A 20,345-nucleotide genomic window follows, 5' to 3' on the forward strand; every position below is an offset into this window, starting at 1 on the left:
CCTGGGCAGCCTTCCTTCGCTGAGCACCATGAGGACTCCCCCAGCTGGTCGCAAACGACCTTGTTCTCGGAGCACCAGGCGTGATGGCGTTGACGTGCTAGCCGGAGGTGTCGAACTGACGCTGGTACAGCTTCGCGTAGGCGCCGTCGGCGGCCAGGAGTTCGTCGTGGGTGCCGCGTTCGATGATCCGGCCTTTATCGAGCACCAGGATCAGGTCCGCGGAACGCACCGTCGAGAGGCGATGGGCCACCACGATCGCCGTGCGACCCTGCCGTGCGACGTCGAGGGCCTGCTGGACGAGATGCTCGGATGTGGCGTCGAGGTGCGCGGTGGCCTCGTCGAGGATGATCACGGGCGGCGACTTCAGCAGCAGCCGGGCGATCGCCAGCCGCTGCCGTTCCCCGCCGCTGAGCCGATAGCCCCGCTCCCCCACCATCGTGTCGAGGCCCTCGGGTAGGCCGCGCACGAAATCGGCGAGCTGCGCCCCCTCGAGGGCCTCCCACAGTTGCTCCTCCTTGGCCTCGGGCCGGGCGTATTCGAGGTTGGCGCGGATGGTGTCGTGGAACAGGTGCGCATCCTGGGTGACATACCCGACGGTCTCGCGCAGGCTCGCCTGCCTCAGGCCCCGCACATCGGCGCCACCGACGCGCACCGCCCCGTACTCGACCTCGTAGAGGCGCGCCACCAGGTGAGTGATGGTGGTCTTGCCCGCCCCTGAAGGCCCGACGAGAGCCACCGTCTGTCCCGGCTCGACGTAGAAGCTGATCTCGCTCAGCACCTTCTCGCCGCGTTTCTTTTCCCTGCCGGCCTCCGGGGAGAGGGAGGCCAGCGACACCTCCGAGGCCGTGGGGTAGGTGAACCACACCTTGTCGAACTCGACGCTCGGCGGGCCCGGCACGTCAATGGAGTCGTGGGCGTCGTAGATGGAGGGTTTCAGATCGAGCACCTCGAAGACCCGCTCGAAACTGACCATGGCGGTCATCAGGTCGATTCGCAGGTTGCTCAGCTGCGTGAGGGGACCGTAGAGACGCGCCAGCAGCGCCACCATCGCGGTGAGGGTGCCGAGGCTGAGTCGTCCCTCGATGACGGCACTGCCACCGAGCCCGTAGAACAGAGCGGTGCCAAGGGCCCCCAACAGGGTCAGCGTGGACAAGAAGACGCGCACCATCATCGCCATCCGCACCCCGTCGCGGGCCACCTGCCCAGCCTGCTCCTCGAACATCCGGGACTCGCGTCGCGGGTCGCCAAAAAGTTTCACCAACATCGCCCCGGAGACGGTGAAGCGTTCCGTCATCGTGTCGGTCAGTTCCGCCTGATGATCCATCCTCAGGCGCGCCAAACGGGCGGCACGACGCGCCACCAGTTTCGCGGGCACCATGAACACGGGAAGCAGCACCAGGGCCGCCAGGGTCAGCTGCCACGACAGCACCAGCATCGAGCCCAGGACGAGAAGCAGGGTGGTGGTGCTACTCAGGGCCTGCGAGAACGTCGACGTGAACGCCTGCTGCGCACCCGCGACGTCCCCGGAAATACGGGAGATGACCCTGCCCGTGTTGGAGCGGGTGAAGAAGGCCAGCGGCATGGTGCTGACGCGGTCGAACAACTGACATCGCAGTCGTTGGGTCAGGCCCTCCCCGATCCGGGCCGAGCACCAGCGTTCCAGCAACGTCAGCAGCGCACCGGCCAGCGCCAACCCGGCGACGAGCAACGCCAGCTGCACGACGAGATCCGTGTTGCCTGTCAGCACTCCGTCGTCGATGATGCGCTGGAACAACAGCATCGGCAGCACGGTGGTTGCACTGCCCAGCAGGACCGTCACGGCGAAGACGATGAGCCAGATCGTGAACGGGCGCGCCTGCAGGAGTATCCGACGGGCCGTGCCGCGCGAGAAGTGGTGTTGCAGCACCGAGCGGTCGCGGGCGAGGGGACTCAACATCGCCCCTTCAGCCCGGCTCACTCCCAGTCCGTCCAGAAGTCTCATGCGAAGAGGGTAAACCCCTTCACCGTTTCAATTTCATTTCCACGGCCAATTCGTCCTCAAAACAGCCATAAGAGGGGGTTCTGCAAAGCAAGAGAGCACGTTTCATGAGCGCCGAGCCCCCTATCGGACCGGAACGTGTCGCGAGAAGAAGGACGAACCACCACGACACTGCACTGCTCCCCGCAGGACATCCCCAGGCCCGACCCCGAAACCATTAGGCTCGGTGCATGCTTCTGAGCGACCGAGACATCCTGGCCGAGGTGACCGAGGGACGGATCGCCCTGGAGCCGTGGGATCCCGCGATGCTCCAGCCGTCGAGCGTCGACGTGCGCCTCGACCGGTTCTTCCGAGTGTTCGAGAACCATCGCTACCCGCACATCGACCCCGCCGAGGAGCAACCCGAACTGACCCGGCTGATCAAGGTCGGCGACGAGGACGCGTTCGTGCTGCACCCGGGCGAGTTCGTGCTCGGTTCGACGTGGGAACAGGTGAGTCTGCCCGCGACAGTGGCGGCCCGCCTGGAGGGCAAGTCGTCGCTGGGCCGACTGGGATTGCTGACCCACTCCACTGCTGGTTTCATCGACCCGGGGTTCTCCGGTCACGTGACCCTAGAACTGTCAAACATGGCGACCCTGCCCGTGAAACTGTGGCCGGGAATGAAGATCGGGCAGCTGTGCTTCTTCCGGCTCTCCTCACAGGCCCAGCATCCGTACGGGTCGAAGGAGTACGGATCCCGCTACCAGGGTCAGCGCGGCCCCACCCCGTCGCGTTCCCACCTGAACTTCCACCGCACCAAGGTGTAATCAAAGAGCGCCAGGCATCTCGAGGGGCCGGCTCCCGTGGGTCGTGACGACCTCCGGTGCCACCGATGTGGCATATCGCCTCCGGACGTGGATGGGGTATCCGGAAGATACCGATGATGCTTCCGGATACCCCATCCACATGAGTGCGGTGTGTCACCGACGTCGGTGGCCGGGGACAATAGCGCAGGGCTTTGCGTCCGTTCCTCCGCTCGGCTTCACGGCGCCGGTCATGACATCACTGGGCGACAAGATGGAACGGGTTGATGTCCTGCTTGGCCATGAGGTACCAGGCGGTGGCACCGGTGTGCAGGCTCGTGTAGTTCACGTCATCGCCACCGGAGTAGCCTTCCTTCGAGTTGGCCTGGATTCCCTTGCCGTCCGCGTTCGGACCGTTCAGCTGTTCCTTGTGGATGCTGTCCAGATACACGCTGGCCTTCTGCTTGTGCGCCTCCGTGCCGCTGGCCCTCAACGCGAGCGCCATGTGGGCGGTGCCCTCCAGCCAGACCGTGTCGTCGTTGCGGCTCAGTTCTTCCGGATTGGTGCGCAGGGCGAACCGCACACCGACGATTGGTTGGGCGGGATTGGTGTTGTCGGTTGTTTCGACGTTGGCGACAGCCCAGTCCAGGGCCCGAGCGTAGGGTTCCGAAAGAAGCGCCAGGTAACCCCAGGACTGCACGTCCTCGGGAACGTACTCGTCCCGGTTGATGGTGACGCCATCAGATTCGGTCCCGATGTGGAAACGCCCTTCCTTCTCGTCCCACATGCTCTTGACGAATTCACGGGCCTGCTCGCAGGCCTTGCTCCACTTGTCATCATTGGTCAGCTGGTGAAGCATCTCGAACAGACCCACCATGTCGATGTTGTGTTCGGTCGAGTTCCAGGCCATTTTCTCCCCATTGGCCCCGTAGCCGGCGGTGAAGCCGCCGGTTCCACGGCTGTCGCTGGTTTCCCGCAGCAGCCACTCACCGACGCGCAGCGCACCGTCACGGTACTTCGCATCCTTGGTGACATGCGCGAGATGGGCAAGCGCCATTCCGGCCCATGCCTGGTTGCCGGCTGCCGTTCCCGTACTCAGGATGTTCGGCACACCATCGGCGTCGAAGAGGTTCTCGGGCCCGTAGGAGTTTCTCACGCGCCCATCACCTATGGGATCCTTCGCCTGCATTTGCAGGAACGCATCCCCCATGTTCTTCGCCCGCTCGAGGGAATCGGCGTTGTCCTTGCGGTTGGCGTAGGCAATAATCACCAGCGCGTCGTCATAGATGACGGAGTTGTTCCAGGAATCCAGATGCCCTCCGTGATAACTCGACGGCAACCGTAGAGCCGGCGCCGCGGCCCACTCATCCATTGCTCCGTCGAGATGTAGGTAGGCGTTGCTGACCGTTTCCTCCTCGGGCGCCGCGCTGGCGGGAGTGAGCACCGCCAAGGACATGCTCACGGCAGCGGCGAGGATTTTTAAGGCTTTTTTCATCAGATTTCCTCACTTTTTCTTTCAAATATTCTTGTTTTCACATATTCCTGCCAGGCATCGGTGCAGACTGTTGCGCGCCGGATGTGGCGGTGTTACGGAGAGCGGGGGCGGTCGTGGAAGTACCCCGCATAGTGCAGGGCCGGTCGAGATATTCCTGACACACCTGGTGCCGCTGTCGGCTATAAACGGCGGGCCGTCCCGTGGATACCTGTTTATTTCCCGCATCGGAAACGTCATCGAGCAGCACTGGCCGCACCCGGTAACGGCGAATGTGCCGGGAACCACGAGTGTTCACCTCAGATCGCTTCTCAGCCCTGCGGGGACAGCTTTCCCCAGGAAAACTTGTTGATGTTCAAAATGTGTCAATCCAGGCCGTTCCGGCCCCGCCGGAACGTCGCGCTGCCCACGGTCCCCGGCCTCGTGTTGACGGCCCCGCGCGACGTGCGTGTGTGCGCAGCGTAACAACGGTGAGGTTCACACGAACCGGGCAGCAACAAAGAAACAACCCGGGTCTGCATCACCCTGCAGCCGGGCAACAGATCTGGACGTTCACATCGTGGTGTCGACGCGGCCAGTTTCATATAGAACAAAGCTGGCTGAGTCGGGCCGCAAGAAGCGAGCAGACCGACTCAGCCAGCTTTGTGGGGGGTGGTTTCAGCGGGCCTGTTCCACCCGCAGGCTCACACCGTCGCCAAGGTTGAGGACTGTCCCGATCGGGACAGTCACCGATTCGCCGTTCTCCAGCAGGTATGGCTCCTCACCATTGAGCTGGATGGTGGTGCCATTGGTGGAGCGCAGGTCCGTGACGCGCGCGTCGCTGGGGCCTGCGGGTTCGATGAGCAGGTGGCTGCGGGAGATGTCGTTGCCGGGGCTGGGCACGCGCATCAACGATGACCCCATGGGGCCGCGTGCCGCGTCAGGGGCACGCCCGACTACCAATCCTCCGACAACATTGGCGAACTCGCCGGTGTTGACTTGCACGCCGATGCCGACGGGGCCGTACTGCTGTGGCTCATCGGCGTAGCCCGCACCGGGACGCTGGAACTGGGAGTCTTCGCTGTGGGCAGCCGCCATCTGCTGGGTTTCCGGCATGCTGACGGGCTGCAGCGGCTCCGAAACGGGTTGGGGTTGCTGCACGACGGGCTCGGGGAACTGGTGCTCGGCGTCGGGCAACCGCACGAGCTGGTCGGGGTCGGTGGTCAGGTGCAGCGCCGAGGCTCCAACCGCTCCGACGACCAACGGCAAGTGAAGAAGCGCGTCGTATTCGAGGACCCCCATGTCGACACGAAGCCCACGGATGGTGCCCAGCGGCGCCTCGTGCCAGGTGAGGGCACCCGATCCGTCGAGTGCAGTCTGACCCGTCGCCATGTCAACGACGGAGATCCGCCCGCGCGCCAACCCGTGCAGCGACCCTCCATCCCAGACGAAAGCCGCGAAGTCCGGCATCTGATCCAGGGAATAACCACGCAGCACCTCGAGCAGTGAGGCCAACGAACCGGCTGCCTGCATGTCCGTCCACAGCTGGTTCACGAGTACCGACATTTTCGGCGGCGCAGGCTGCATGATCGCAACCAGACGCGGTCCCGCCAGCACCAACCACTGGCCGGGTGTGTAGGTAAGCCGCCAAGGACCCAAAGGAAGTGACATCACTTCTCCCGTCGTCGATTTGCTTTCAGCGTAACGCCGGAACGCGCACCAACGGAGTCGGAACACCCCCGGGCAGCCAAACAGGATACAGAAATTGTCCTGTCAAGCATCTACCGTCAGCAACCCCACGACCGACGTGACCCCCCAGACAGGGCCACCCTAGACGTCGACACGCCCGGCTCGCTGACGCTCACCGGGCGCGTCGGGGAGACGTGTTCAGGCCTTGGTGATCTTCACCGTGAGACCGAGTTCCGGTTCCTCCGCGGTCGGATCCTCGACATCGCCGTGTTGCAGGTCGACGGCCAGGACCTCATCGGAGATCAGGTCGGCGTGTTCGCGGATCGCTTGCAGCAGTTCAGCCCCGGCGGCGAGACGCAGAAGGATCCGGTCGGAGACGTCGAGCCCCGCCGACTTGCGGGCCTCCTGAACCACTCGGATCACCTCACGGGCGCGACCGGCGCGCACCAGCTCGGGGGTCAGCTCCAGGTCGAGGGCGACGGTCTCGCCCTGCTCGTTGACCACGCTCCAGCCGTCGCGGGGACGTTCGGTGAGCAGCACCTCGTCGGCGGACACCTCCAGCGACTCGCCGTCGAAATCGATGAGCGACCTGCCGCGTTCCCGCAGTTCCCGGACAAGCCGGGAGGCGTCGGCGGCGGCGATCGCGGCAGCGACCTTCGGGGTGAGTTTCCCGAACCGTTTACCCAGGGCCCGGAAGTTGCCCTTGGCCGTGTGATCGACGAGATCACCGGCGGAGGTGAACGACGCGATGTCCTGGACGTTCAGCTCGGAGCGCACCTCGGCGATGAGCTCCGCTGTCAGTTCCGCGAGGGCTGCCGTCGGCACGAGCATCCGTTTGAGCACCTGCCGCACCTTCATGCGCGACTCGGCGCGGGCCGCGCGCCCCAGTTCCACGATCCGCCGGGCGGTGGCCATCGCTCCCATGAGACCGGCATCGATCAGTGACTCGTCGGCGACAGGCCAGCTGGCCAGGTGCACCGACTCGGGGCCGGTGGGATCGGTGGCGGCGAACAGGTCCTGCCACACCCGTTCCGTGACGAACGGCATGATCGGGGCCATCAGCCGGGTGACGACGTCGAGGGTTTCGTGAAGGGTGGCCAGCGCGCCGGCCTCCCCCGCCCAGAAACGCCGCCGCGAGCGGCGCACGTACCAGTTCGACAGATCGTCGACGAAACCGGCGAGCAGCGCACCGGCCTTCTGGGTGTCGAAGTCGTCGAGGGCAGCGGTGACGTCGCGGATCAGTTCGTTGGTGGCCGAGACCAGCCAGCGATCGAGGACGTGCCGGTCGGCGACAGCGGGCACCGCGGCGCCCGGCTCCCATCCGGAGGCGCGCGCGTACAGCGACTGGAAGGCGACGGTGTTCCAGTAGGTCAAAAGCACCTTGCGGACGGTCTCGGCGATCGTCGAGTGCCCGACACGACGAGCCATCCACGGCGACCCGGAGCAGGCCATGAACCAGCGGACCGCGTCGGCTCCGTGCTGGTCCATGAGCGGGATGGGCTCCAGGATGTTGCCGAAGTGTTTGCTCATCTTACGGCCATCCTCGGCGAGGATGTGACCGAGGCACACGACGTTGCGGTAGCTCGACTCGTCGAAGACGAGGGTGCCGACCGCCATCAGCGAGTAGAACCAGCCGCGGGTCTGGTCGATGGCCTCGCAGATGAAATCTGCCGGGTAGTTGGCCTCCAGTTTCTCCACGGAGCCGGGGGCGTGCGGATAGCCCCACTGCGCGAACGGCATCGACCCGGAGTCGAACCAGGCGTCGATCACTTCGGGCACGCGCCGGTAGGTGGCGCCGTCGCGGACGATCTCAACATCGTCGATGAAGGGGCGGTGCGGGTCGAGGTCGGAAAGGTCGCGACCTGCCAGTTCACCGAGCTCGGCCAGGGAGCCGACGCAGATCAGGTCGGCAGGGTCGTCGACGTTGCGCCAGATCGGCAGTGGCGTGCCCCAGTAGCGGCTGCGCGACAAGGCCCAGTCGATGTTGTTGTTGAGCCAGTCGCCGTAGCGACCGTGTTTGATCGACTCGGGATACCAGGTGGTGGCCTCGTTCTGCGCCAGCAACTGCTCCTTGATGCGGGTGGTGCGGATGTACCACGACGGCTGGGCGTAATACAGCAGCGGGGTGTGGCAGCGCCAGCAGTGCGGGTAGGAGTGGAGGTAGTCGAGCCGACGGAACAGCAGACCGCGTTCCTGGAGGTCGGCGACCAGCGGCGCGTCGGCGTCCTTGAAGAAGACCCCACCAACCAGCTTTACGGCGTCGTCGAAGGTGCCGTTGGCGCGGATCGGGTTGACGAACGGCAGGTCGTAGGAGCGGCACACGATCATGTCGTCCTCACCGAAGGCGGGCGCCTGGTGCACCAGACCGGTGCCGTCGGAGGTGGTGACGTAGTCGGCCAGCACGACGTAGTTGGCGGGGGCGGGGAACTCGACGAGTTCGAAGGGACGCTGGTAGTCCCAGCGTTCCATCTCGGATCCCCTGAACAAGCGACCGCGCGTCCATTCCTCACCCAGCACCGCGTCGAACAGCGGTTCCGCGACCACGAGGCTGCCCTGTTCGGGATGCGTGCCGACGACGTAGTCGACGTCGGGATGCACCGCGATCGCCGTGTTGGAGACCAGCGTCCAGGGGGTGGTGGTCCACACCAGCAGGTCGGCCTGGCCGGCGAGCGGCCCGGAGGCGACGGGGAAACGCACGTAGACCGACGGGTCGGTGACGTCCTCGTAGCCCTGCGCGAGTTCGTGATCGGACAAGGTGGTGCCGCAGCGCGGGCAGTACGGGGCCACCCGGTAGTCCTCCTGAAGGAGGCTCTTGTCGAAGATCTGCTTGAGCGCCCACCACACCGACTGCACGTAGTCGGGGGTCATGGTGACGTAGGCCTCGTCGAGGTTCACCCAATACCCCATGCGGCGGGTCAGGTCGGCGAAGGCGTCGACGTGCCGCAGCACCGATTCACGACACTTCGCGTTGAACGGCTCCACCCCGTAGGCCTCGATGTCGGGTTTGCCAGAGAAACCGAGTTCCTTCTCGACGGCGAGTTCGACGGGCAGACCGTGGCAGTCCCAGCCGGCCTTGCGGTCGACGCGGCGGCCCTGCATCGTCTTGAAACGCGGAAACAGATCCTTGAAGACACGGGCCTCAATGTGGTGCGTCCCAGGCATGCCGTTGGCGGTCGGCGGGCCCTCGTAGAAGGTCCACGGATCGCCGTCGCGGGTGTTCTCGAGGGACTTCGCGAACGTGTCGCGCTCGGCCCACAGGGCGATGATCTCGCGCTCCAGGGCGGGGAAATCAACGGTTGCAGGGACTGCGTTGTAGGAACTCATCGGTACCTCGGTTAGTGACTGGACAAACCGGAGGGACGAGCCGGAACCCGCGGTACCACCCTCCTTGGACGCGCTGGGCGTCCCACTTGATTGTCGATCGCGGCCGGGTCTAGTGAGCGTGCGCCGTTCTTCCGGCAGCTCCGGGGTGATGGCCCCATCAATGCCTTGCGATGCGGGAACAAGTATGCGTGAGACATCCGATTCGGGCAATTCGAGGGCTGCCCTTTCTCTGAAGCCGGTTGCACCAGCACGTAACCTTATCCCTCCCCCAACACCGGTTGAGCCGGGACATGAGGAACGAACACCCCGCCTCGACACCGCATCAAGGGCGCCCGCGCGTGAAACCTCTAGGATCGACCCATGGCCATTTTCGACATCCCCCTTGAGACCCTCCGCAGGCGGCGCAGCATCAAATGGGCCCGGTTCGCGCCCGACGTGCTGCCGTTGTTCGTCGCGGAGATGGACGCCAGGCCGGTGCCTGCGGTGGTGGATGTCCTCTCGCGAATGGTCGCCGAGGGTGACACTGGCTACCCGGAGCTGCCCGACTATCAGGAGGCATTCGCGTCCTTCGCCTCCGATGTCTGGGACTGGGACATCGATCCGACGACGGTGTCGCTGGCCTGCGACGTCATGACGGGTATGCGGGAGATGACTCTGGCGACCACGAAACCCGGCGACGCCGTCGTCATCAACCCGCCGATCTACCCGCCGTTCCGGGCGGTCTGCAACGAGACGGGACGCCGCATCATCGAGGTCCCCACCACCGAGGCGGGACGCCTGGATCTCGACGCCCTGGAGGTCGCGTTCGAGAAGGAACATCCCGCCGCCTACCTGCTGTGCTCCCCACACAATCCGTCGGGGGTGGTGCACACCGCCGAGGAACTCGCTCGGGTGATGGAGCTGGCGAACGCCCACAACGTCGCGGTCATCTGCGACGAGATCCACGCCCCCCTCTCGGGTGCGGAACACACCCCCCTCCACCAGGTGCCAGGTGGCGAGCGGGCGTTCGTCGTGACGTCGGCGTCGAAATCGTGGAACCTGGCCGGCCTGAAGGCTGGGTTGATCATCCCAGGTGCGGAGGTCGCAGATGTGGTCAAGGGTCTCAGCGGCTACGTTCCAGAGTCGGCCAGCTACCTCGGGGTGGTGGCGCATGCGACGGCCCTGACCGAGGGTCGCGACTGGCTGGCGGAGGCCTCCGCGGAGATCCGCGAGAACAAGCAGCACTTCGCCGACGAACTCCACCGCGCCATTCCGGAGCTGACCTACACGCCCTCGCAGGGCACCTACCTGGCGTGGCTGGACTGCTCCCCTCTGGGCCTCGACCACGCGGGCCAGCATTTCTTCGAGAAAGCGAAGGTCCGTTTCGGCCAGGGCACCGACTACGCCCCGTCGGCAGCCCAGTTCGTGCGCGTCAACCTGGCGACGTCGAAGGAGATCATCTCCGAGGCGGTGCACCGGATGGCAGCATCGCTGTAACCCCACCTGCCGCCCGATCCCACCGTTGTTTCGCTGGCCTTAATCCGGGTTTGCTGGGCTTGTTCACGTTTGCTGGCCTCACAGCGCAGGCAAACGTGAACAAGGCCAGCAAATAGGTGCTAAGGCCAGCAAACCGACGTGCCAGAGAACAGCCCCAAGGGAGAGTTTTCCACAGGCGAAAAACTGGTCCTTGACAGCGCAAAGTCAACGTGGCTTCCAATGGTGGCATGACACGCACAACCCTGTGGACCCACGAGCATCTCACGACCCTGGGTCTCACCGACGCCCAACTCAAACAGCACCTCCGCGACGGCACGATGGTGCGTCTTAGGCGCGGTGTTTACGCCCCGACGCAGCAGGCGGACGTGTTCGCGGAGCACCGACGACGAATCCAGGCGGCCGCCATCGACGTTCACGACTCGAGCGTCTTCAGTCACACCTCGGCCGCAGTGCTGCACGACCTACCTGTGCGCATCGAGTCGTTGCGGGAGGTGACCATGACCCGCCGCACTCCCGGGCATGGCGATCACAGCGACCTTCTCCGGGTCCGTCGCACCGCCATCCACGACGACGAGGTCACGCGCATCGCCGGGTTACCGGTGACCACCCTGTCGCGCACGGTGACCGACCTGGCCCGCACGTCGCCCTTCGGGTGGGGTCTCGCGGTGGTGGACGCCGCCCTGGGTCGCGGTCTCAAGCGCGACTTTCTTCAGGACGAGCTGCACAGGCATCCCCGGCTTCACGGGGTGAGGCAGGCGAGTGCTGGCGCTCGGCGACGGACGGGCGGAGTCCCCCGCCGAGTCGCTGAGCAGGTTCCACATGCTGCGGGCGGGCATCCCGGCCCCGGAGCTACAGTTCGAGATCTTCGACGCGAATGGCGAGTTCGTCGCCCGCACCGATTTCGGCTGGCCCGAGCACGGTCTCGTCGGAGAGGTCGACGGGCGCATCAAGTACCGCGAGCTGCTCAGTCCCGGCCAGTCCGCGGCGGATGTCGTGATGGCGGAGAAGCGTCGCGAACAACGAATCCGTGCGTGCGGGTACTGGATCGTCCGGTGGGGTTGGCAGGAGGCCAACGACCAAGCCGCGCTCGCGGCTCTGCTGAACGCCGGTTTCGCGAACACCAGCCCCGTCTGGCCCGCCCGTCGCAGCTCCTGACCCCGGTTTGCTGGCCTTACTCCTGATTCGCTGGCCTTGGCAATGGTTTGCTGGGCTTGTTCACGTTTGCCTGCGCTGTGAGGCCAGCAAACGTGAACAAGCCCAGCAAAACCGGAATAAGGCCAGCGACCCCTCAGATCGCGATCTGCGCCTCCTCCTGTGGACGGCCCAGCTGCGTCAGGCAGCTTTCCAGCACCCGCATCACCTCGACGGTGTCGGACAGCGGCATCGTCGCCGACTGGGTCTGGCCTGCGAGCAGACAGTCGCTGACCTCCATGAGCTCGTGGGCATATCCCCTGCCGATCTGCTTGGCCTCGATGATCCGCGGCAGCACCCCCGAACGGTGAACGGAGATGGTCGTCGGGTGGTGGAACCTAGGCTGGACCTCCACCCATCCCTTCGTCCCGAGGATGATCATCCTTCCCGGCCCGTGGACGTCGAATCCGCAGGTGAGGGCAGCAGTGCCACCGCCGGTGTAGGCGATGTTGATCGTCGCTGCCGACTCCACCCCGTTCGGCGCGTACCGCCCAACGCAGTGCACGTCCCGGGCATTTCCCAGGAAGTCCTGGGCCATGGAAATGACGTAGACGCCCAGATCGAGGACGGCCCCGCCGCCCGTCGCCGGATCCCACAACCGGTTGTTCGGGTCGTAGAACCGGAAGGCACACAGGTCGCCCTGCACGCCGAGCACCTGCCCGATCCTTCCCCACGCAACGACCTCTCGGGCAGCCGCCACTGCGGGCAGGAACCGGGTCCACATGGCCTCCATCGCGAACACTCCGGCATTGGTTGCGGCCTCGACCACCTGCTCAGTCCCGGCGAGGGTGGCGGTGAAGGATTTCTCCACCATCACCGCTTTTCCTGCGGATATCGCCGCCAAGGCGATGTCGCGATGATGCGGATGCGTGGTCGCGATGTAGACCACATCGACGCCGTCGGATTCGATCAACGCCCGGTAGTCCCGGTGGATCGCAGGAATTCCGTGCTTACGCGCGAGCCTCCGCGACCTCTCCAGGTCACGTGAAGCCACCGCTGCCAGTTCGGCCTGGGGCACGAAAGCAAACTCTCCCGCAACGGTGTCCGCAATGCTCCCTGCCCCGATGATTCCCCATCGGATGCTCTCCATGACCCAAGGCTACTCTGGATTATTGGGAGCTGGCCATAACTTTGCGACAACAAATTTCGGGACGAGGACACCCACACACGACACGTTCCGCCCAGCCGCCGCTCCCGTGGGAAAATGCCGACGATGCAGTTTCAGGAACCAGCCAGAAGAATGCGCCGTCTCATGGGGTTCGGCGTGGGGCTGGTCACGGCCCTGCAGGGCCTGGCTCCCATCGAGGACCTGCTCACCCCCGGTCTGGACAGTCTCGCCGCATCCGGGCTCGCCCTCATGGCGCTGGCACATCTGCTGGCCGCACTCGGGGCCTTCCTCGACCTTCCCCTGGCCTGGCCCGTGGCCGTGACCAATACCGTTGGGTTCTGGTTGGCCGGCGCCAGCATGTGGTTCGGCACAGGCCCGGTGGTGTGGCACTCCAACCTGTGGGTCTGGACGATCCTGATCTACCTGCTGCTGCGAAGACGTGACAGTCACGGGCCCTGGATCCTCATGACAGTCGGCGCGCTCGCGCCAATGCTCGCGCTGCTGCCGCGTCTCGACTGGCGGCAGCAGCTCATCGACATGAATTTCACGATCGTCGCGATCGGCATCATGGCACTGGGCTACCGCACCATGCAGGCCCAGCTGCAGGACCTCGAGGACAGCGTCGCCGACGACGCCCGCCGCCGCAGTGTGGAACGACGCACCCGACTGTTGGAGAGCACCCGGCGGGAGAACATTCGTCGCGTCCACGACACCCTCCTGCACCTGTTCCAGCAGGTCGCGAGCGGACGCGGGGAGATCACACGTGAGGAAGTGCTGCGGCTGGGTGAGGAGTCGCGGGCGGGGTTGGGCACCTCCGACCTAGACCTGGAGGCCTCTCCCCTGCTGAGCGCTCTGGAGCAGGCCGTCACGAACGTCGGCTGCCCCGTCGCGCTACGCGTCGAGGACGAGGCCAGCCTGCCCTCCAAGGTGACCCGGAACATCGCCGAGGCCACCCGGGAGGCGGTCCGAAACGTCGCGAAACACGTTCCCGGCGGCACCGCCCAAGTCACGGCCCGCGCGACCGGCAGCGGCTGTACCGTCGTCATCAGCGACTGGGGTCCCGGATTCGATCCCAGCGAGGTTCCGCGCAGCCGCATGGGCATCAAGGAGGGCATCCACGGGCGCATGGCGGAGGTCGGTGGGCACGCCGCCATCCACTCCGACATCGTCGGCGGCACCGCCGTCACCCTCACCTGGCACCCGATCCCGCACGCGGCTCGCATCGGCCCCTCGGGTCGGCGGTGGTTGTCGTTGATCGCGCTGCCGAACCTGTTCGGAACGGGTCTGTTGCTGACGTTGAAGGATGTCGGGCCGAATCTGCTCATGGCCTGGACGCTCTTCGCGGCGACGGTGTTCGTCGTGGCGCTGACCAGCCGCGTGCTACGCAGGCGTGGTCTGCACATCCACGAGGCGATCCTGGCAAACACCTGGGGCATCGGATTGCTCATAGCGAACCACGCCTGGGTGTCCGTGGCTTCCGACAGCAATCGCTACGACCTGTGGACCACCGGCCTGACCACCGCCCTGATGGTCCTGACTATCCCGGGACGGCAGTGGAAGGAAGCCACCGGTTTGATGCTTGCCAACGTCACCGCCAGCATCGCGGGGGCGCTGGGACTGTTCGGGCAGGTCCTGGAGGGCACCGACATCGGCGCCCCCGGGGCCATCATCACCGCTGGCGTGGTGACGCTGGTGTTGGCGCTCGGGGCCTCGGACATCGGGAAACACGCCCACCAGGCACAGGAGGAACGCACCGAAGAACAACTCGCCGAGCAGCTCAGGAACGAGCGGGTGGCGGAGCAGGAGGCGTGGATCGCGGCGCTGGACCGGATCTGCGGCCCCCTGTTCACGGGGCTCTACACCGGGGCCGTTGACCCCGCCGATCCAGCCGTGCGCGTCGAGGCCAGGCACGTAGAGTCGCGGCTACGCGACGCCCTGCGGTTGTGGCCGGGGGGAATTCACCTGGCCACGTCCCTCGACCGGTTGCGTCGCATGGGGTGGGGATGTCTGCTCGATGTGGAACAGGTGGAGGCCTTCGAGGCCACGAGATTCGCCTCTCTGCTGAACCAGCTGGAGCCCGCCGTCCCGGGTCAGCACCTGACCATAACCCGTCGTCAGGGCACACTTGTGGCGACCGTTGCAGAACCGGGTTTAACGGAGACGCGACAGGCAGGCCTCACAGGTGCCAGAATCTTGCTTACCGATCCGGATTTCACCCAGTTCAGTTGTGAGGAGGACCAGCCGTGAACATCAAGGTGGCAGTCCTCGATGACCACGAATTCATCTGCCGCGCCATTTCGGCGCTCGGTCGCGACTACCCGGAGTTGGAGGTGGTGTACACCAGCACCTACCCCGAGGAGTTCCAGGCGTGGTGCCTCGAGAACCATCCCGACGTGGCCATGGTGGATTTGATGTTGCACGGCCAGTTGGCCGGGCACGAGACCATTCGAGTACTGAGTCAGGCGGGCATTTCGTGCCTGGCCTTCACCGCGGACCATCGTCGCGTCCCAATCAGCATGGCCATGCGGGCCGGCGCCCGGGGACTCGCCCTGAAGGACGAGTCCCCGGACAAACATTTCGAGACGTTACGGGAGATCCACGAGACGGGATGGTCGCCGTCCTCGGCGATGGCGGCTGCGCTCATCGAGGACGCGGCGGAGTTGCCCGCCTTGTCGGCCCATGAGCTGCGCTGTCTGCGACTCGCCTCAGAGGGAGTTCCCATCAAGGCCATCGGTCGCCAGTTCAATCCCATCATCTCCTTGTCCACCGTCAAGACCTACCTGGCACGGGCCTACGAGAAGTATGCGGCTGTCGGCAGACCGGTCGGCAACACGACCGCAGCGGCTACCCAGACCTGGGAAGACGGCTGGTTCGATCTCGACGGGACGACGGAACCCCACTGAGGACGCACCTCCGGCGCATCGCGCCCAGTGAAGAGTGCTCGCGCTGGACGAGGTTCTGGGTGTTCCCGGCCTCGTCCGGTAGCCTTCCCTGTCGGTGAAGGAGGTTTGCGTGGGACGCATTGTTCAAAAGTACGGCGGCTCCTCGGTGGCCGACGCCGAATCCATCAAACGCGTCGCCCGCCGGATCGCGCGCACGCGTGCGGACGGGCACGAGGTCATCATCGTCATCTCGGCGATGGGCGACACCACCGACGAGTTGATGGACCTGGCGCTGAAGGTGAGCCCGAACCCGAAGTCCCGTGAGCTGGACATGCTGCTGACCACGGGGGAACGCCAGTCGGCTGCGCTGCTGGCGATGGCCCTGGCCGACCTCGGTGTCGAGGCCGTCAGCTACACCGGCTCCCAGGCGGGCATCCTCACCACCCCCACCCACGGCAACGCGCGCATCATCGACATCACCCCGGGGCGCGTCGTGCGTTCCCTGGACGAGGGCAGCGTCGTCATCGTCGCCGGCTTCCAGGGGGTGGCGCAAACCACCAAGGACGTCACGACGCTGGGTCGCGGAGCCTCCGACACCACGGCGGTCGCACTGGCCTCGGCCCTGGGCGCTGACCACTGCGAGATCTACACCGACGTCGACGGCGTCTACACCGCCGACCCGCGGATCGTGCCGAGCGCCCGCCGGATTGCCGAGATCGGCTACGAGGAGATGATGGAGCTGGCAGCCTCCGGCGCCAAGATTCTCCACCTGCGCTGCGTCGAGTACGCGCGTCGCGAAAACGTGAAGGTCCACGTCCGTTCGTCCTTCAGTGACAAACTGGGCACCTGGGTGAAACCCCACGACGAGGTCAGGAAGGCAGACAACATGGAAGAAGCCATCATCACGGGCGTGGCCCACGACCGCAGCGAGGCCAAGATCACCGTCATCGGCGTCCCCGACCAGGTGGGGGCCGCCGCCTCCATCTTCGAGGTCATCTCGGATGCGGGCATCAACATCGACATGATCGTGCAGAACGTCTCCAGGCTCTCGGACGTGAAGACCGACATCTCCTTCACCCTGCCCATGTCCGACGGTCGCAAGGGCATCGAGGCACTCGAGGCGAACAAGCACAAGATCGGTTTCGAGGAGGTCCTCTACGACGACCAGATCGGCAAGGTCTCGATCGTCGGCGTCGGAATGCGGTCCCATTCGGGCGTGACCACCACCTTCTTCAAGGCCCTGGCCTCCGAGGATGTGAACCTGCAGATGATCTCCACCTCCGAGATCCGCATATCCGTGGTGGTCAGCACCGACGAGGTGGATCGCGCCGTCCGCAGCGCCCACGCCGCCTTTGGCCTGGACGACGAAGAGAAGGCCGTCGTCTACGCCGGAACGGGTCGCTGAGAGGTCCCCGGGGTCGGGGGACCGTCCCCCCCGGCGGGCAGGATCATGGTGGAACACTCGGATCGACCCGGTCCAGCGCACCGCAACCGGCGTGACGTCCTAAGCTGGGGCCATGCTCACCCGACTCCAGGTTGACGGGTTCAAGAACCTGCTGGGACTCGACGTCCATTTCGGCCCCTACACCTGCATAGCGGGGCCCAATGCGGTGGGAAAGTCGAATATCTTCGACGCCATCGAGTTCCTGTCCCTGCTGGCCGATCACACCTTCCTCGAGGCCACCCAGCGCCTCAGGTTGCGCGGCGGGCAGGTCGTGGACCCGCGGTCCCTGTTCTGGAACAACGCCGAATCCAGTGATCCCGTCATCTCCTTCGGTGTCGAGATGATTGTTCCCTCGGAGGTGACCGACGACTTCGGTCGCGAGGTGTCGGCGACCACCACCTTCCTCCGCTACGACCTGACGCTGCGCTACCTCCCACCCGACCCGGGTTCCTCCCAGATCGGGAGGATCCAGCTCGAACACGAGCGCCTGACCCACATCAATCTGGGCGACGCCCCCAAACATCTTCCATGGACCCGCGGTAAGAAGCAGTTCCGCGACGCCGTCGTCAGGGGGAGGCGCGCCGGTGCGGCCTACATCTCCACCACACAGGGTGAGGACGGGGAGGCCGTGGTCAATGTCCACCAGGATGGGGGCAGCCGGGGAAAACCGCGCCCCTCGGCGGCCGCCCGGGCGCCGCGCACCATCGTGTCCACCACGACCGCCGCCGACGACCAGACGATCCTGTCGGCCCGCCGGGAGATGCAGCAGTGGCGGCTGTTGGCGCTCGAACCTTCCGCCATGCGCGCCCCGGACAGCACCCTGGTGGATCCTCACCCCACGACGTCGGGGGCGCACCTGGCGGCGACGCTGTACCGCATGGCCAGGGAACAGGGCGACGGCGTCTACGCCGAGGTCGCATCCGAGGCGGCGGCGCTCACCGACATCCGCGACATTACGGTCGACTACGACGAACGCCGCGACACCCTCACGCTGATGGCCTCCATGGGCGCCGGCCCGCGGCTTCCCGCCCGCTCCCTGTCCGACGGGACGCTTCGTTTCCTCACGTTGTGCATCATGCGCGTCGATGACTCCTTCGGAGGGTTGCTGTGCATGGAGGAACCCGAGAACGGCATCCATCCGGCCCGCATCGAGGCCATGGTCGATCTGGTCCGTTCCCTCGCCGTGGACCCGCAGGATCCGCCGGGGCCGGGAAATCCGATGCGCCAGGTCATGGTCAACACCCACTCCCCCCATTTCGTCCGCTACCACGATGACAACCTGCTGGCCGCGGTGCCCACCCGGGTTCGCAGGGACGGGAGGATCGCGACCACGGTGCAGCTGCGCCCGCTACCGGGTACGTGGCAGGCGATACAAGGAGCACGCACCGTCCTCAAGGCTTCCCTATCGGACTACCTGACTGAACCAGAGAATGCACTGCTGTCACTTGAGGAAGTCTCGTGACCGGCCGGAGCGTTTCCTTCGCATTCCTGTGCGAAGGCTCATCCGACACGGGACTCATCGCACACCTGGAAACCCTGCTGATGCATTTCGGCGTCCAGGAAGCCACCGGCATGCCAGACACCCGGAAGGGCACGATTCCCGCCCGGCTACGGCAGCTGCGCGCGGAGGGAACAGAAGCTGGGATCGACATGGTATTCATCCACCGGGACTCCGACGATCCTGACCGTAAGGGACGGGAACGCGAGATCCGCCGCGGAGTTGAGGAAAGCGGTTTCCCGCATCCGTTCATCCCTGTCATTCCGGTCCAGGAAACCGAGGCCTGGCTTCTCCTGGACGAGCAGGCGATCCGGGACGTCGTGGCCTGTCCAAAAGGGAAACAACCCCTGAGGCTGCCGAAACCGAATGCCATCGAAGGCACCAGAAATCCCAAGGAAATCCTGCAGAAAGCACTTCTCGCGGCAAGTGAGACAAGCGGACGACGGTTGAAGAAGGAGAAGAACAGTTTCAAACATCACCGCAGGGTGTTGCTGCAACGCCTCGATCCCTTCGGCGCCGTGCGGAACCTGCCATCCTGGCAGTGTCTGGAGCGCGACATCCGGCGGGCGCTGGCGCAGCTCGAGAACCAGAGCTGAAGGGAATAGCCCATGCTCAGCCGCTTTCCCACTTGGTCCGTCCGGAAACCGGACAACCCCCGGGCCGATGCCGTCTGCAAGGTAGGTGGGGCACCGATCGGCTGGTCGCGGGACTGGCCGGTGTGTGCCTTGTGCAGCCTGCCCATGAGTTTCCTCGGCCAGTTCACCGGCGACCCCCTGGCGCCCCGCCTCCTACCCGGGCACACGCTGTTCCTGTTCACTTGTGAACGCGACTCGATCTGCGACTTCTGGGATCCCGTCAACGGCGCCAACGCCTGCGTTCTCATCCCCCACGACGAGCTGGGCGCGCACCCAACCCCCATCCCGGAGGAGACCCCCGTGCTGCTGGAGCTGTGGGTGAGCAGCTGGACGAGCAGGGACGACGCCCTCCCCGCGAAGCCGGGGGATTCGCCGCAACCGACCCCCGAAGAAGACCTGTTCACCAAGGCCGGGGGTACGCCTTACTGGACGGACAACGGCCCCGGTTACCGGATCGATTCATCCGATCAGATGGTGCTCCAGATCGACACCTGGGTGACGGTCTCCGATGGCCAGGAAGCCCTTGAGGCCCAAGCTGCAAGGTTTCCTGACCGCGCCTACACCATAAAAAACAGAGCTTCCATCGCGAACCTCTGTAGTGACGGTATCGCTTTCGTCATGACTCACGAGGGGGAACCGGAGGTCTACCTCATGGTCAATCGTTGATCCCGCCCCTGTAGGGCCGGTGTATCCCGGTTCCACCCGGTTGTGCAGCACTCAACCCGGATTTTCCGCCCTCAGCGGCGGTTTTCGGGATTGAGTGCTGCACAACCGTGATCCTGCGTGGTTATCTCGGGTCGCGCACGATCCGGGGCCCCTTCCCTGGAGGTCGTCAATGGCGTCGTCGGTGAGGCGCACGCGCTTCGC

15 protein-coding genes are annotated in these 20,345 nt (G+C 65.4%); 9 read left to right on the forward strand and 6 right to left on the reverse strand.

The features are described from left to right. Positions 1–97: 97 nt before the first annotated feature. Positions 98–1,981, reverse strand: coding sequence for an ABC transporter ATP-binding protein (locus V7R84_RS13575; protein ID WP_338569923.1), 1,884 nt, complete (start codon positions 1,979–1,981; stop codon positions 98–100). Between the two features lie 227 nt (positions 1,982–2,208). Here V7R84_RS13575 and dcd point away from each other — a divergent pair, with 227 nt between their 5' ends. Then, positions 2,209–2,784: a dCTP deaminase gene (gene dcd / locus V7R84_RS13580; protein ID WP_338569926.1), complete on the forward strand. Its 576-nt coding sequence runs from the start codon at positions 2,209–2,211 to the stop codon at positions 2,782–2,784. A 235-nt stretch (positions 2,785–3,019) separates the two neighbouring features. Here dcd and V7R84_RS13585 read toward each other — a convergent pair whose 3' ends face one another. The 3 genes from V7R84_RS13585 to ileS form a co-directional block, all read right to left on the reverse strand. Then, positions 3,020–4,255: a hypothetical protein gene (locus V7R84_RS13585; RefSeq protein ID WP_338569928.1), complete on the reverse strand. Its 1,236-nt coding sequence runs from the start codon at positions 4,253–4,255 to the stop codon at positions 3,020–3,022. A 654-nt stretch (positions 4,256–4,909) separates the two neighbouring features. Then, positions 4,910–5,902, reverse strand: coding sequence for an FHA domain-containing protein (locus V7R84_RS13590; protein ID WP_338569931.1), 993 nt, complete (start codon positions 5,900–5,902; stop codon positions 4,910–4,912). A 216-nt stretch (positions 5,903–6,118) separates the two neighbouring features. Beyond that, on the reverse strand, positions 6,119–9,244 hold the full coding sequence (gene ileS / locus V7R84_RS13595) for an isoleucine--tRNA ligase (RefSeq protein ID WP_338569932.1): 3,126 nt from the start codon (positions 9,242–9,244) through the stop codon (positions 6,119–6,121). Between the two features lie 360 nt (positions 9,245–9,604). On the opposite strand from ileS, the gene V7R84_RS13600 reads away from it, so the two are divergent. Then, positions 9,605–10,720, forward strand: coding sequence for a MalY/PatB family protein (locus V7R84_RS13600; RefSeq protein ID WP_338569933.1), 1,116 nt, complete (start codon positions 9,605–9,607; stop codon positions 10,718–10,720). Positions 10,721–11,246: 526 nt separating this feature from the next. On the opposite strand, the gene V7R84_RS13605 is transcribed toward V7R84_RS13600, so the two are convergent. Beyond that, the gene (locus V7R84_RS13605) at positions 11,247–11,417 is read right to left on the reverse strand and encodes a hypothetical protein (RefSeq protein WP_338569935.1); all 171 of its coding nucleotides are present in this window, start codon (positions 11,415–11,417) and stop codon (positions 11,247–11,249) included. Positions 11,418–11,479: 62 nt separating this feature from the next. On the opposite strand from V7R84_RS13605, the gene V7R84_RS13610 reads away from it, so the two are divergent. Continuing rightward, complete coding sequence (locus tag V7R84_RS13610) at positions 11,480–11,875, forward strand: hypothetical protein (protein ID WP_338569938.1); 396 nt, start codon at positions 11,480–11,482, stop codon at positions 11,873–11,875. A 133-nt stretch (positions 11,876–12,008) separates the two neighbouring features. On the opposite strand, the gene V7R84_RS13615 is transcribed toward V7R84_RS13610, so the two are convergent. Continuing rightward, positions 12,009–13,001, reverse strand: a complete 993-nt coding sequence (locus V7R84_RS13615; RefSeq protein ID WP_338569940.1) for a Gfo/Idh/MocA family oxidoreductase — start codon at positions 12,999–13,001, stop codon at positions 12,009–12,011. Between the two features lie 123 nt (positions 13,002–13,124). Here V7R84_RS13615 and V7R84_RS13620 point away from each other — a divergent pair, with 123 nt between their 5' ends. From V7R84_RS13620 to V7R84_RS13645, 6 genes are all read left to right on the forward strand, one after another. Continuing rightward, a complete protein-coding gene (locus V7R84_RS13620; protein ID WP_338569943.1) occupies positions 13,125–15,266 on the forward strand; it encodes a sensor histidine kinase in 2,142 nt (713 codons plus the stop codon). Then, on the forward strand, positions 15,263–15,922 hold the full coding sequence (locus tag V7R84_RS13625; protein WP_338569945.1) for a response regulator transcription factor: 660 nt from the start codon (positions 15,263–15,265) through the stop codon (positions 15,920–15,922). Before V7R84_RS13620 ends, V7R84_RS13625 begins: the two co-directional genes overlap by 4 nt. A gap of 109 nt (positions 15,923–16,031) precedes the next feature. After that, entirely contained in the window at positions 16,032–17,306 is a 1,275-nt protein-coding gene (locus V7R84_RS13630) for an aspartate kinase (protein ID WP_338569947.1), read from the forward strand. Between the two features lie 112 nt (positions 17,307–17,418). Beyond that, positions 17,419–18,807: an AAA family ATPase gene (locus tag V7R84_RS13635; RefSeq protein ID WP_338569948.1), complete on the forward strand. Its 1,389-nt coding sequence runs from the start codon at positions 17,419–17,421 to the stop codon at positions 18,805–18,807. After that, positions 18,804–19,439: a DUF4276 family protein gene (locus V7R84_RS13640; protein ID WP_338569949.1), complete on the forward strand. Its 636-nt coding sequence runs from the start codon at positions 18,804–18,806 to the stop codon at positions 19,437–19,439. The genes V7R84_RS13635 and V7R84_RS13640 overlap by 4 nt, the downstream gene beginning before the upstream one ends. Before the next feature lie 12 nt (positions 19,440–19,451). Beyond that, positions 19,452–20,144 (forward strand): hypothetical protein, encoded by a 693-nt coding sequence (locus V7R84_RS13645; RefSeq protein ID WP_338569951.1) that lies wholly within the window; start codon positions 19,452–19,454, stop codon positions 20,142–20,144. Positions 20,145–20,345 lie beyond the last annotated feature (201 nt).

The sequence above is a fragment of the Arachnia propionica genome (genome assembly GCF_037055325.1).
Taxonomy (GTDB): domain Bacteria; phylum Actinomycetota; class Actinomycetes; order Propionibacteriales; family Propionibacteriaceae; genus Arachnia.

Coding starts and splice junctions, on each gene's coding strand:
- V7R84_RS13635 (WP_338569948.1), top strand. CDS start 17,419: ATGCTCACCCGACTCCAGGTTGACGGGTTCAAGAACCTGCTGGGACTC.
- V7R84_RS13620 (WP_338569943.1), top strand. CDS start 13,125: ATGCAGTTTCAGGAACCAGCCAGAAGAATGCGCCGTCTCATGGGGTTC.
- V7R84_RS13600 (WP_338569933.1), top strand. CDS start 9,605: ATGGCCATTTTCGACATCCCCCTTGAGACCCTCCGCAGGCGGCGCAGC.
- V7R84_RS13615 (WP_338569940.1), bottom strand. CDS start 13,001: ATGGAGAGCATCCGATGGGGAATCATCGGGGCAGGGAGCATTGCGGAC.
- ileS (WP_338569932.1), bottom strand. CDS start 9,244: ATGAGTTCCTACAACGCAGTCCCTGCAACCGTTGATTTCCCCGCCCTG.
- V7R84_RS13575 (WP_338569923.1), bottom strand. CDS start 1,981: ATGAGACTTCTGGACGGACTGGGAGTGAGCCGGGCTGAAGGGGCGATG.
- dcd (WP_338569926.1), top strand. CDS start 2,209: ATGCTTCTGAGCGACCGAGACATCCTGGCCGAGGTGACCGAGGGACGG.
- V7R84_RS13645 (WP_338569951.1), top strand. CDS start 19,452: ATGCTCAGCCGCTTTCCCACTTGGTCCGTCCGGAAACCGGACAACCCC.
- V7R84_RS13585 (WP_338569928.1), bottom strand. CDS start 4,255: ATGAAAAAAGCCTTAAAAATCCTCGCCGCTGCCGTGAGCATGTCCTTG.
- V7R84_RS13590 (WP_338569931.1), bottom strand. CDS start 5,902: ATGTCACTTCCTTTGGGTCCTTGGCGGCTTACCTACACACCCGGCCAG.